Source organism: Shewanella sp. SM71, from assembly GCF_025653905.1.
GTDB lineage: Bacteria > Pseudomonadota > Gammaproteobacteria > Enterobacterales > Shewanellaceae > Shewanella > Shewanella oncorhynchi.
On the sequence record NZ_JAKKRW010000009.1, the window covers coordinates 92,102 to 106,134 of the forward strand.

General features: G+C 45.0%; 12 protein-coding genes. All 12 read left to right on the forward strand.

Annotated elements, in window-relative coordinates:
• Positions 1–4: 4 nt before the first annotated feature.
• A complete protein-coding gene (locus L5L97_RS10870) occupies positions 5–1,165 on the forward strand; it encodes a trans-sulfuration enzyme family protein (protein ID WP_263181850.1) in 1,161 nt (386 codons plus the stop codon).
• A gap of 287 nt (positions 1,166–1,452) precedes the next feature.
• Entirely contained in the window at positions 1,453–1,812 is a 360-nt protein-coding gene (locus L5L97_RS22955) for a DUF4118 domain-containing protein (RefSeq protein ID WP_372838595.1), read from the forward strand.
• 12 nt (positions 1,813–1,824) lie between these two features.
• A complete protein-coding gene (locus L5L97_RS10875) occupies positions 1,825–3,306 on the forward strand; it encodes a TrkH family potassium uptake protein (protein ID WP_049821715.1) in 1,482 nt (493 codons plus the stop codon).
• A 52-nt stretch (positions 3,307–3,358) separates the two neighbouring features.
• Positions 3,359–4,357 carry an FAD:protein FMN transferase gene (locus L5L97_RS10880; RefSeq protein ID WP_263181851.1) on the forward strand — a complete coding sequence of 333 codons (999 nt, stop codon included), beginning with the start codon at positions 3,359–3,361 and terminating at the stop codon, positions 4,355–4,357.
• A gap of 225 nt (positions 4,358–4,582) precedes the next feature.
• Positions 4,583–4,663, forward strand: coding sequence for a potassium-transporting ATPase subunit F (locus L5L97_RS22960; protein ID WP_105252297.1), 81 nt, complete (start codon positions 4,583–4,585; stop codon positions 4,661–4,663).
• A gap of 8 nt (positions 4,664–4,671) precedes the next feature.
• Positions 4,672–6,396 (forward strand): potassium-transporting ATPase subunit KdpA, encoded by a 1,725-nt coding sequence (gene kdpA / locus L5L97_RS10885; RefSeq protein WP_131525162.1) that lies wholly within the window; start codon positions 4,672–4,674, stop codon positions 6,394–6,396.
• Positions 6,397–6,398: 2 nt separating this feature from the next.
• Positions 6,399–8,417: a potassium-transporting ATPase subunit KdpB gene (gene kdpB / locus L5L97_RS10890; protein ID WP_131525163.1), complete on the forward strand. Its 2,019-nt coding sequence runs from the start codon at positions 6,399–6,401 to the stop codon at positions 8,415–8,417.
• Between the two features lie 9 nt (positions 8,418–8,426).
• Complete coding sequence (gene kdpC / locus L5L97_RS10895; RefSeq protein ID WP_263181852.1) at positions 8,427–9,026, forward strand: potassium-transporting ATPase subunit KdpC; 600 nt, start codon at positions 8,427–8,429, stop codon at positions 9,024–9,026.
• Between the two features lie 34 nt (positions 9,027–9,060).
• On the forward strand, positions 9,061–9,813 hold the full coding sequence (locus L5L97_RS10900) for a TorF family putative porin (protein WP_263181853.1): 753 nt from the start codon (positions 9,061–9,063) through the stop codon (positions 9,811–9,813).
• A 2-nt stretch (positions 9,814–9,815) separates the two neighbouring features.
• A complete protein-coding gene (locus L5L97_RS10905) occupies positions 9,816–12,476 on the forward strand; it encodes a sensor histidine kinase (RefSeq protein WP_113939544.1) in 2,661 nt (886 codons plus the stop codon).
• A gap of 49 nt (positions 12,477–12,525) precedes the next feature.
• Positions 12,526–13,209, forward strand: coding sequence for a response regulator (locus tag L5L97_RS10910; RefSeq protein WP_028760150.1), 684 nt, complete (start codon positions 12,526–12,528; stop codon positions 13,207–13,209).
• Positions 13,210–13,510: 301 nt separating this feature from the next.
• Positions 13,511–13,927 (forward strand): CBS domain-containing protein, encoded by a 417-nt coding sequence (locus L5L97_RS10915; RefSeq protein ID WP_028760149.1) that lies wholly within the window; start codon positions 13,511–13,513, stop codon positions 13,925–13,927.
• Positions 13,928–14,033: the final 106 nt, after the last annotated feature.

The window sequence follows — 14,033 nt, forward strand, 5'->3', positions numbered from 1 at the left end:
TATTATGCAATTTAAAACTAAATTACTTCACACCCATTATGCCGCTGATAACTCGACGGGCGCGCTTACAACTCCTATCTATCAAAGTAGCACCTTCGCCTACGGTAGTGCTGAGGATGGTCGGGCCCGTTTTGCTGGTGAGCAGCCGGGTTTTATCTACAGTCGCATGGCAAATCCGACAGTGCAGGCGCTTGAATATCAATTAGCACAACTGGAAGGGGCTGATGAAGCACTCGTTGTTGCGAGTGGGATGGCGGCAATCAGCAGTATTTTCTATGCCTTAGCGAGTCAAGGTGATGAAATCGCATTTATCGACCCCGTATACGGTGGCACTGCGGCATTTTTAATCCAAACGTTAACCCGCGCGGGTATTACAGTGCGCCGTTATCAAGACGATGATCATTTATTGGCAGAGATTACCGCCGAAACAAAAATTATTTTATTTGAGCCCATCACCAATCCGACCTTAAAAGTCAGTGACTACCGTAAGGTTAAGCTTGCCGCCGAAAAAGTGGGCGCTATAACCATTTGTGATAATACGTTTTTAACCCCGTATTTATTCAAACCGCTGGAACATGGCATTGATATCGTGATGCACAGTGCCACTAAGTATTTAAGTGGCCATGGCGATTTGATCGCAGGTGTTGTCGCTGGACCTAAGGCATTAGTGCAACCTATTCGCACTATAGCGCTTAAACATATCGGCGCCGCGATTGGGCCACAGGAAGCCTATTTATTACAGCGAGGCTTACGTACCTTAGCACTTAGAATGGATGCTCATCTTGCGGGCGCGGCTAAGGTCGCCGCTTTTCTTGCAACCCATCCGAGCGTTGCAAAAGTTTATTACCCAGGGCTAGCAGATGATCAAGGTCATCAAGTTCTGAGTGAAACCATCAACGCCTTTGGCGGTATGGTGAGTATTGAGCTCAAAGGGGGTTTTAATCGAGCGGCGCAGTTTTTAGATCATTTGAACTTGTTTACTCAAGCGGTCAGTTTAGGCGACTTAGAGAGTCTTGCCTGCCACCCCGCTAGTACCACCCATGCTGCTATGGATGCCGCGAGTCGGCTAGCTTCAGGGGTGAATGACAACCTGATTAGATTGAGCATTGGCGTCGAAGATCCTCAAGATTTGATTGCCGATCTTGAGCAAGCCTTAGCCATTTAAGCATATTGATACTAACCATCCCCAGCTAAATTGATTGGGGATTTCAAACGTATAATGTTATTAATTTTGTCTATCTAAAGTTAATTTCCGTATTTTTTTACGTTTTTTTTACGCGTCAGAATTGTTTTCGTCTGTTAAAGTGAAAATCTGTATGACATAACGACTTACATTTTGATGGACAAACTAAGTGTTTTTAAATTCTCTGTTAGGTTGAGCTTTATTTCTGAGTGCCTACTCGCTATTTGCTTGTATTTACCCTCTTGGAGGGTGTCATCTAAAGCATTATTATTGTACTCCAACTCGTTGTCGTTATGATTACACTTCAATGTTGTTTTCAATATGCGTATATGGCTGCATTTTTTGAAGCTATTCGTGTTCATTTTTTATTTAACGCTCCTTATTATTCCCTCCCAATGATAGATGTGGCTGTTTTTATCAATCTAATCACTTTTATTGTCATAGCCATTGTCGCGACGATAAGTCAACTTGCAATCCACCTTAGACGACAACAAAAAGTATTAGGGGACGATCTATTTCCTAATCTAACTCTGTTATCGATTGCACATGATTTTAGAACAGGACATGAGCGCTCGTATTTTATGATACCTAATAAATTATTCATTAAGTCTTTCACGATAAATATCTAAAGGTGAGTTGGAATGATTGCAGTCAGTGGAATACAGAAATCTAGCTCTCGATTTCATACCATAATTCATCTATGTAGCTTTTTGATTGTCATATATAGCTTCACCATGTTGATGCCTATCGCTGTTGCATTATTTTATAAAGATGGATATATCACTCCATTTTTAATCACATTCCTACTTTCCCTTTTTATTGGTGTGGTCGGTTGGAAGATGACAAGTGAGGAAAATAAAAATCTGCAAAAACGTGATGGCTTCATGGTCGCTTGTTTATTTTGGCTGATATTTTCCTTAATGAGTGCATTACCTTTTCTTCTTGATAGACGATTGGACTTGAGTTTAACCGATGCCATGTTTGAAGGTGTGTCTGGCATTACGACGACTGGAGCCTCGATTTTTTCAGATATTGATGAACTACCCAAATCGATTTTATTTTATCGAGCACAGCTTAATTTCCTTGGTGGGTTAGGGATAATTGTTTTGGCCGTTGCAATTATGCCATTTCTTGGTATCGGTGGCGCAAAATTATATCAATCTGAGATGCCAGGTCCCATGAAAGAGGAAAAGATGACGCCTCGCCTTGCGGATACGGCTCGAAATTTATGGGGGCTTTATAGCGTACTTGCCTTAGGTTGTGCAGTTGCTTATAAACTTGCAGGAATGAATTGGTTTAATGCCATATGTCATAGCCTATCTACCGTTTCATTGGGTGGATTTTCCACACATAGCGACAGCTTAGGATATTACAACAGTGCTGCAATTGAGCTTGTGGGCGGTGTGTTTTCAATACTGGCAGCAATCAATTTCGCCTTATACTACATAGTGTTAGTTCGGCGAAGCTTCAAGCCTATTTGGTATAATGCGGAGGTTCGATTTTTTATTCTCATATTATCTATCGTTGTTGGGATCGCTTGTTTAGAGCTGAATCGTACTCAAACTTTTGATATTAAAGATTCATTGGTACATGGATTTTTTCAAACAGTTTCAGTTATGACGGACAATGGATTAGGCTCTGCAGGTTATCCTAATTGGCCCAGTCATATTGTGCTTTTATTATTAGGTGCGAGCTTTTTTGGTGGATGCTTTGGTTCTACTTGTGGCGGTATTAAAGCTGTCAGATTTTTACTTTTGTACCGTCAAGGGATCCGAGAAATTCATCAATTGGTTCATCCTAATGCCATTTTAACGACAAAGATCAGTGGCCAAGTTGTTTCAGACAGAGTCATTCGTTCAGTATGGGGATTATTTTTCCTGTACATATTTTTTACTTGCGTTTTTGTATGGGGATTGGTCGCCATTGGACATGATTTTGCCACCGCCTTTGGAACCGTCGCCGCGTGCATTAATAATATGGGGATTGGTTATGGTGACACTGCATCTGGATTTGGCACGTTAAAAGATGCGGCTAAATGGCTGATGTGTGTCGCTATGCTTTTTGGGCGATTAGAAATATTTCCTGTACTCATTATTTTCTCACGGGCATTCTGGCGATTTTAATTTTAAGTGTATTTTATGGTTGATTTGTCGAATTGACTGGGAGGGTCATTAAATGAAATGGTTATTAACATGTATATTACTCATTATGTTAGTAGGGTGTCAGAAATCGCCAGTTTATACCAAGTTAGAAGGCCTTGTGCAGGGGACGAGTTGGCATGTGACATTTTGGAGTAAAGACAAGATAAATAGTACAGAGATAAATCGCGAGATTGAGCGGCAATTGGCAGAAATAGATCTTCATATGTCTACTTATCGTTCAGATTCGGTGATTTCTCGTTTTAACAGTATGCACTCCGCTATAGCGGTCGGGGATGATATTTTAGGACTAATAGAAATAGCCAAGGAGGTCACGTCAAAAACGGAGGATTGTTATGATTTGACCATTAAACCATTATTCGATTTGTGGGGATTTACCCATAATCAATTAACTATTCCTACAGAAAGTGCACTTCAACAGACATTAACCTATGTTGGCTTACATCATTTAAGTATTGATAATCAAATGTTAACTAAAGATTTGCCAGAGGTACATCTTGATTTATCTTCGATTGGACAGGGATATAGCGTAGGCAAAGTTGCAGATGTGCTAAAGCGATACAATATCGATAATTATTTGGTAGAGATTGGCGGTGAAATGGTCGTACACGGCAGTAAGCTCGACGGTTCTGCTTGGAAAATCGCGATTGAAAAACCGCTGCCCGAACAGCGAATAATGCAAAAGGTTCTGCTTATTGATTTACCTCAAGCGATCATGACATCGGGTACATATCGTCATTATTTTGATCATTTAGGGCAGCGCTATTCACATATTATTGATGCGCGAACCGGTAAACCCGTAACCCATAACACAGTATCTGTAACTGTATTGGCAACGGATCCGGCTAGAGCAGATGCTTGGTCTACAGCGCTATTATGTTTAGGAAGTCAAGAAGGATTAGTCGTCGCTAATCAGAATGATATAAAAGCATTATTTATTGATGACAATAAAGGTGTACTTAAAGAAATTAAGACTGATAGCTATAATAAAATGAAAAATATAGAGCTTAATTAATCTACAATATCATCGCTAGGTCATGTGTTAATGCCAGTTAGTATTTCTAGCTGGCATTTTTATTTTACTTTTATAGCTAATGCCATGGTTTATTGTGGCCTTATTTACTACTGATTATGATGACTTTTACGTATTCTTTACGGGATTAGTCATTTGAACTCTAGAGACTTTACGCGGTTAATTCATATATTTGTCCTGTTACTCACTTTCTTAAGGACAAATTATATGGACTGGATATTTCTAATACTTTCCATAGCACTTTTCATCTACTTAGCAGTGGCAATGTTTGCCCCTAATAAGTTTTAGGAGTCGTTATGTTTGAAATTACCCTTATTTTTACTACTGCGCTTGGGCTCGCATGGCTGTTGGGATCCTATATGACAGGAGTTTTCTCTGGTCAGTCCCATTTTTCAGATCGTTTATTTAATCCCATTGAAAAGTGGATTTATCGGGCTATAGGCGTAAATGCCCATTCGGGGATGACATGGAAATCCTATGGTGCGGCGTTTCTTATCAGCAACTTGGTACTTGGCATTTTGGCGTTTCTTATCCTTAAATTCCAACATGTGTTACCACTTAACCCCGATGGTATAGGGCCATTATCTTGGGATCTGGCTTTGCACACTGCGGTGTCATTCCTCACCAATACCAATCAACAGCACTATTCCGGGCAGGCTCAGCTCAGTTATTTATCCCAAGGATTTGTCATTGTTACGCTGCAATTTGTCACTCCAGCCATGGCGCTGGCGGTTTGTGTGGCGATTTTGCGGGGAATGTTAGGTGGGTTGAATAATGACAGCGCCAAAGAGGGTGAGGCTCGAAATCTGGGTAACTATTATGTTGACTTAGTGCGCGGTGTGCTCAGACTTATGCTGCCATTAGCGGCTATTGTGGCGCTGTTACTGACTTGGCAAGGCGTACCGAGTAGTTTTGACGGTGCGCAAAAAGTAAACACCTTAGATTCTGCATCACCTATCACTGAGCAGGTCGTTCCGATCGGCCCCGTTGCTTCTATGGTGGCCATCAAGCAGTTAGGCACTAATGGCGGGGGCTGGTATGGCCCCAACAGTAGTAACCCTCTTGAAAACCCAACGCCAGTCAGTAATGCAATCGAGACCATTGCCTTAGTGCTGATCCCTATGGCCGTCGTCTTTATGGCTGGCGGAATGCTAAGACGCAAAAAATTTACCCTGATGGCTTTAGTTGCTATGGGTCTATTGAGCGTCAGTTTTCTGGGGGCGACTGTGTACAGCGAGTTGCAACCCAACGCCGCCTTTGCGGGATTAAGCGCCCAAGGGCCTAATATGGAGGGTAAAGAAGTTCGCTTTGGACCTGAGCTTTCGGCGCTATGGGCTTCTTTTACCACACAAACCTCTAACGGTTCGGTCAATGCCATGCACGATTCATTCAATCCAATAGGGGGATTGATGACGCGATCAGGCATGTTACTTAATGCGATATGGGGCGGTATTGGCTGCGGTTTTGTTAACTTTATCGTTTATGTGTGGATTGCTGTTTTCTTATCGGGATTGATGATTGGCCGTACGCCAGAGATATTTGGTCGTAAGCTCGAAACCCGTGAAATCACCCTTTTGGGAAGTCTATTAGTTTTACCTACCTTGTGCGTCTTAGGTTTGACGGCGATCACTGTGGCGATCCCGAGTATTACGGGCAACAGTAACCCCGGCTTTCATGGGATTTCGCAAGTCTTTTACGAATATACCTCCGCTTTTGCTAATAACGGTTCGGGTTTTGAAGGTTTAGGTGATAACACGCCTTGGTGGAATATCAGTTGCGTTATCGCCTTACTGCTTGGTCGATATCTGCCGCTGTTTTTACCGCTGGCGATTGCGGGGATGATGTCGAGTAAAAGAGTGAGCCCTGACAGTAACGCGAGCTTGAAGCTCGAGAGTCCCACCTTTTGTTTCACCCTTATTGCTGTGATTTTAATCATTAACTTCTTGTCTTTCTTACCTGCGGCGGTATTAGGGCCTATTGGCGAAGCTTTAGAACTTGCCACTATGAGTCTGGAGAAATAGTCATGCATAAACCTGCTCAAATATTAGATAGCGCCGGCGTGAAGCAAGCTGCCTTCGGTGCTGTAAAGAAAATGTCCTTAGTGAGTATGGCTGGTAACCCTGTGATGTTCGTGGTGATGGTCGGCGCTTTACTCGCCGCTTTGATCACAGGACAAAAGTTCTTCAATGGCGAGACTGTTGGTTTTGAGTTAGCCACGACCCTTATTCTTTTGCTTACCGTGTGGTTTTCTAACTTTGCGGAATCCGTGGCAGAGGCAAGGGGTCGCGGACAAGCGGCTAGCTTAAAGTCGGCGAAAGAGGCCTTGCAGGCTCGGCGCATACGCCACGGTGAGTTGGAATCAGTATCCGCAACTTTGCTTGTCAAAGGCGATAAGGTGAAGGTTTTACAGGGGGATTATATTCCTGCCGATGGTGAAATCATTGAAGGGATAGCCACTATCAATGAATCGGCGATTACCGGTGAATCTGCGGCTGTGCTGCGTGAAGCAGGCACAGATCATTCCGGTGTGATTGGCGGCACTAAGGTACTTACGGGTGAAATTACCGTGCTGGTTGCCAACGATCCTGGGAATAGCTTTTTAGATCGCATGATAGGGCTGGTCGAAGGGGCGAAGCGTCAGAAAACACCGAACGAAACGGCGTTGACTGTGCTACTTGCATCATTGACTGCGGTTTTCCTCATCGTGGTGGTGACTTTGCCACCCATGGCGGGTTTCGTCGGTGCAAGCCTTGATTACACTATGTTAATTGCGCTGTTAGTGTGTTTGATACCAACGACGATTGGTGGCTTGTTACCTGCCATTGGTATTGCAGGCATGAACCGCGCCTTAGCCGCCAATGTGGTCGCTAAATCGGGTAAAGCCGTGGAAGTTGCGGGGGATATCGATACGTTACTGCTGGATAAAACTGGCACTATCACTTTCGGTGATCGTCAAGCGACCGCATTTTTACCCGTGAAAGGCATTGCAGCTGAGATGTTGCGTGATGCTGCGGTGCTGTCTTCCCTCGATGACCCCACCCCTGAAGGGAAATCTGTACTCAAATTGGCCATAGATTTGGGCGCGGTGTTACCCGTCAAACCTACGGATGCGACTTTTATTCCTTTTACGCCGGAGACTCGGGTTTCTGGGGTCATTTTAACCGATGGTATTCAAGGCATTAAGGGCGCTGGTGATGCGATGCAGTTTTGGGCGCAGCAGCATCAAATTCACTGGCCTGAATCTGTTAACGCGCTTATCCGCAAAGTGGCTTTGCAGGGGGGGACTCCTTTAGTCGTCGCCAGTGGCACGCACATTTTAGGGGTTATAGCCTTAAGTGACGTGATTAAGCCAGGCGTTGCGGAACGGTTTGCCCGTTTAAGAGCGCTCGGTGTGCGGACCATCATGGTGACAGGGGATAATCCGCTAACGGCTGGCGTGATTGCCGCCGAAGCTGGGGTCGATGATTTTGTCGCTGAAGCTAAACCTGAGGATAAACTTGCCCTTATTCGCGCAGAGCAGGCCAAAGGTCGATTAGTGGCTATGGTGGGGGATGGCACTAACGATGCGCCGGCATTAGCGCAGGCCGATGTAGGTCTTGCAATGAACTCGGGTACCCAAGCCGCTAAAGAAGCTGGCAATATGGTGGATTTGGATTCTGATCCCACTAAATTACTGGCTATCGTTGAAGTCGGAAAACAATTGCTGATCACCCGCGGCGCCTTGACTACATTTTCCCTCTCTAATGATGTGGCTAAATATTTTGCCATTATTCCAGCGGTATTTGCGGGGGCTTTGCCTGCGATTGGTGCACTGGATCTGATGCAGCTTCACAGCCCAACCTCAGCCGTACTCGCAGCGCTCGTATTTAACGCTCTTATCATTCCGGCCTTAATTCCATTGGCATTAAAAGGCATCAAGCTCAGACCTATAAGTGCCGAAAAATTACTGCGAAATAACATGCTGATTTATGGCTTAGGTGGGGTGATTTTACCCTTTGTCGGCATTAAAGCACTCGACTCAATCATTGCACTTATGCTCTAGGAGACAGTAATGAATTCAATCGTATATACCACTAAAACCCAGCATGCCGTTATGGGATTGAGAGCCAGTCTTGCCCTGTTATTTGTGTGTGGTGTTGTCTATACCGGCACTGTGACTCAGCTCGGTGGCGCTTTATTTCCCGTACAAGCTAAGGGCAGTGTGATCCACAGGGATAATGTTGCTATGGGTTCTGAGTTCATCGCTCAGCCCTTTGTTAATCCAGCCTATTTTTTTAGTCGGCCGAGCGCTGTCGGTTACGATCCTATGGCGACAGGTGGTAGTAACCTTGCGCCGAGTAACCCGGCGTTACGTGAACGTGTGATGGCAACAAGCCAAGAAATCCAAGCCCGAGAATCCGTTAAGGCCGCTGATATTCCTGTGGATTTACTCGCCACATCGGGCGCGGGACTGGATCCTCATATTTCACCCGCTGCAGCCAAACTGCAAGTTGCGCGCGTGGCTCAGGCTCGACAGTTAGCCGAACCACAAGTGTTGACCTTAGTGGCGCAATTTATCGAACCACCGCAGTGGGGCATTTTTGGGCAAGCACGCGTCAATGTGCTCAAGCTCAACCTCGCTCTCGACCAGATTGCTAAACACGCTCAATAAAACAATATTCTACTGAATTTAAGGATAAATTTTTATGTTACATATTAATTGTTCACGCCTCTGTGCGGGTGTGATGATGGCGTTATCTTCACTCTCTATGGGCGCGCTTGCCAGCACTGAGACTCATGGGGGCAATGCCTCTTGGCAGAGTCAAGGGAGTGTGATGCTCATCAGTGATTATGCGTTTCGTGGTATTTCTCAAACTGATGAAGGACCTGCAGTTCAAGCAGGGTATACCTTAAGTCATGATTCTGGCTGGTATGGCTCGCTTTGGGGCAGTAACATCGAATTTGGGGATGGAAGTTTAGAACTCGACTTGTCCGCTGGCTGGGCCAAGGATTGGGATAATGGCTTAACAACGGACCTAGGCGTGATACGTTACCAATACTCGCAGGACGATACCGACCTGAGTTATAACGAAATTTATGCTGTGGTAAGCTACGCCGATGCTAAGCTAGGACTGGTTTATTCTCCTGATTATTTTGGCGAGAATGTGGACGATTTTCAGTATGTTTACGCCAGTTATGAGCCGCAACTGTTCTCTAACGTAAGCCTAGTACTGCATCTTGGGAGCAATTTTTTTGCTTCTCAGCAAGATATGGCACTGTTTTTAGGTTCTATGGCCGCAAGCAATAGCCACTATTTAGATTGGCGAGTTGGGCTGAACCTCAATATGACTGAGCAGGATGTGTTGAGTGTCGGTTATGTCGATACGGATTTATCGCAGAGTCAGTGCCAGTCCCTGTGTGATGCGCGCTGGATAGTGAGTCTTTCAAGGAGTTTCTAATCGTGGTACCAATCAGTCAAACACAGCAAGCCAATGCGCTCTTAAGTCAGATACAGCAAAATGATAAAGGTAAACTGACGGTTTTTCTTGGGGCGGCACCTGGCGTGGGCAAGACCTATGCAATGCTCAGTGCTGCAAGGGAAATGGCCCAGCAAGGTGTCGATTTGCTGGTTGGACTGGTGGAAACCCATGGGCGTGCCGATACCGAGGCTATGGTAGCGGGTTTTGAGGTATTGGCACGTAAACCCATTGATTATCATCATAATCGTTTAACGGAATTCGATTTGGATGCGGCGCTGCTTCGTCGGCCTAAGCTTATCTTAGTCGATGAGTTGGCCCACACGAATGTCCCCGGTAGTCGCCATAAACGGCGCTATCAAGACGTCGCAGAATTATTGGCTGCGGGCATTGATGTCTATACCACAGTCAATATCCAACATTTGGTCAGTTTGAATGATCTGGTGTTGCAAATTACTCAAGTACGGGTACGGGAAACCGTCCCCGATCGCTTCCTTGATGAAGCCCATGAAATTATATTTGTCGATTTACCGCCATCAACACTCATCGAACGCTTACAGCAAGGCAAAGTTTATCTGCCAGAGTATGCTCGTTCGGCTTTAGATGCTTTTTTTTCGGTCTCGAATTTGACTGCACTGCGCGAATTGGCAATGAAAAAAGTCATAGAGCGAGTCGATGCAAAACTGATTTGTGAACTCGATGCCAAAGCACAGGGAACAGATTTTGTTCTCAAAGACAGATTGTTGGTTTTAGTGAGTAACAGCAGTGATCATCAGTATTTGATCCGCATAGGTCGGCAGATTGCTGAGCGGCGGCAAATTCCTTGGTTAGTGCTTTGGGTCGATACTGGCAAAGCGCTGGGCCTTTATCAGCGGAAAAGGCTAAATGAGGCCTTTGCCTTAGCGAAGGAACTTGGCGCGCAGACCGAAGTATTACGCGACACTAGCAGTTATCAGGCCATTTTACCTTACATAGCCTTGCATCGAATTAACACAGTATTAGTCGGCGCGGGTGTGAAACGCACCTATCCTTGGTGGCGTAAAAGGCTGTATCAACGCTTGATTGAGTCTGGTTTACCTGTTGAGGTGAGTGTCTATCACGCACCCGAAAACCAAATGCAAGTACGAGATCCCATTACGCCTAAAGCCAGTTTTGGTGATCTTCGAGGCCATATTCTTGGGCTGATTGGCGTGGTGGTTATTTTTCCGCTGGTGGCATTTTTAGATACTTGGCTCAGTAATGGCAATCTGGTGTTGTTATATGTTTTCTTGATTGTCAGCATTGGTTTAACCTATGGCGCTAGGCCTGCCATGGCAACTGCGGTGTGGTCTTTTTTCAGCTTTAATTTCTTTCTTACTGATCCCAAATTTACTATGAATGTAAATAGTCAGGATGATATTGCCACTTTAATTTTTTTGATGTGTATAGGGCTTATCAGTGGCCCTGCGGCATCTCGGATCAGAAATCAGTTTATTTTACTGCGCGAGTCAAATCGTTATGCTGAAACCTTAAAAGATGTTGCCCAAGAATTATCGGTCGCCGATGATGAAAAAGCCCTTTGGCAAACGATAGGGCGCAAGATTGCTGGTTCAGTGAATGCCGATTGTTATATTGTTTTGCAGCGTAAAGATGGTCAGCGATCCTATTTACCGCTGCTGAATACGCCATTTAACGACCTTGATTTAGCCGCAATCGATTGGACCTTGCGCCATGGGCAAGCGGCGGGGCGTTTGAGCGATACCTTGAGCGCATCGGGTGTGAGTGTGTTCCCCATTGAACTAGAAGGTACGACGATTGGCGCGGCGATTTTAGATTGGCAACCTACGGTCAACGAACTCAGTCCGTTTGATAGAGAGCTTATTCTGGCCATGTTACAGCAAGGCGCTAATACATGGCGGCGTATTCAGTTAGTGTCAGATCTTGAATCGGCACGGGTGAAAACAGAAATTGAGCAGTTACGTTCCGCATTATTATCGTCAGTGTCTCACGATCTAAAATCACCACTCTCAGCCATGATGGGGGCGGCGGAGAGCTTAAAATTATTGAATAAACAATTGCTAGAGGCTGACCGCAACGAGCTACTTGATACTATTTTGCAAGAAAGCCGTCGCTTGGACAGCTATATCCAAAATCTACTCGATATGACACGCCTGGGTCATGGCACTTTGAGCATAGAGCGTGATTGGGTTTCGGCAGATGACATTATTGGCAGCGTACTTGGCAGGCTTAAACGCTATTTCCCTAATGCAATCGTTGAATATCACAGAGAAAAAGAACCCCCACTCCTCTTTGTGCATGCGGCGCTGATCGAACAAGGATTATTTAACATTCTAGAGAATGCCGTTCGATTTTCACCACCAGAAGAGCCTATTTGTATTGAATTAACCATTTCCAATCACCGTTGCTGTATTGCAATTGAAGACAGGGGGCCGGGGATTCCCGCCAGCCATAGGGATCAAATTTTCGATATGTTTTATGTGGTTGCCGATGGAGATCAGAAAAAACAGAATACAGGTATGGGGCTGGCTATTTGTAAAGGCATGATAGCTGCACACGGCGGTAGTGTTCGCGTTACCGATTGCCTACAGGGGCAAGGCACTCGTTTTGAAGTTGAATTGCCGTTAGACTATCCCGTTCCTGGCTAATCATTTTCAGCCAAAATATCCTTAATAAACCACAGAATGGACTAGAGACGTGGCAATAAAAATCGTGGTTATCGATGATGAGACCCAAATACGCCGCATGCTGCGGATTGCACTCACCAGTGAGGGCTATGACGTTACCGAAGCTGAAAATGGTCAGCAAGGACTCGCGGCTGTCGCACGCCAGCAACCTGAATTAGTTATTTTGGATTTAGGCTTGCCGGATATGGAAGGCCATCAAGTGCTACAGGAGTTACGGGGATGGTCCGATGTTGCTGTGATTGTATTGTCGGTTCGCAATCAAGATAAAGAAAAAGTCGCAGCATTAGATGCAGGCGCGCAGGATTATGTGACCAAACCCTTTAGTGTGGAAGAGTTACTGGCAAGGGTGCGAGCGATTTTAAGGGACCATATCAAACCTGAAAAATTACCCATATTAGATGACGGCAAGTTGCAGATTGATTTAAGTCGCAGGCTGGTTAAAGTTGATCATCAAATTGTCGAACTCACACCCAAGGAATACGCAGTATTGTCTAAATTGGCGTCGTCACCTAACTGCGTTGTCACTCAGACTCAGTTGCTCAAAGAGATTTGGGGGCCCGCTCATACAGAAGACACACATTATCTACGAATTGTGGTCAGTCACTTAAGGCAAAAATTAGGCGATTCCCCGAGTGAACCTCAGTATGTGCGGACTGAGCCCGGTGTAGGCTATCGCTTTTATATCGACTTATAGCTTGTATCAATAGCGAATTAAAACGCGTTGGAATGACAAGTAAAATGATCACCGAAGACGGATGGCATTACCTGCCATCATTGAAGCTCAATCGGATACTTGCCTGATTTCAGTTTCTAGCATTCGCTTCAGTTAACTCTAAGTCGCTATTTCTGGCTGCCTTTGTTGACGCTATTTTTGTCCTGTTAGCTCTTGTTGACATTGGGTTTATGCACTAGATAAGCCCAATCGATATAAATCGCACATTCTTGCCGATATTTTGACTAGACTACAAACGTAGGGTTAATTCGAGGGAAAGACTATGGACTTAATTAAAATCCGCGACCATATGGATCGTCAGCCCGTGTTGCTGCGCGCTAATATGTCGCTCGCAACTGCGGTCGAAAAGTTGTTAGATAATAATAAAATGGGCGCAGCAGTGGTTGATGATACGGGCGATTTGGTGGGCTTTTTATCCCAGCAGGATTGTTTGGCTGTGATGATTAAAAGTAGCTATCACTGTGATATGACCTCAGTGGTGAAGGATTGCATGCGCACTGAAGTGCTGTTCGTTGGGCCAGATGACAGTATTTTGCAGCTCGCCGAACAAATGCTAGGGCCTAAACCTAAAGTGTATCCAGTGGTTGAACATGGCAAAGTAATTGGCACGATTAATCGCACCAATGTGCTCAAAGCCATGAATATCTATATGCAACAATGTTATCTGTCACCGGTTTAATCTAAGTCGAGCCAGTGCGAAACTGACACGCCATATACTGAGTGCAGAGTAAATTAGCAATACCATTACGCCACTTTCCTTGCTAGGATCGCCGTTTTTGATGCTA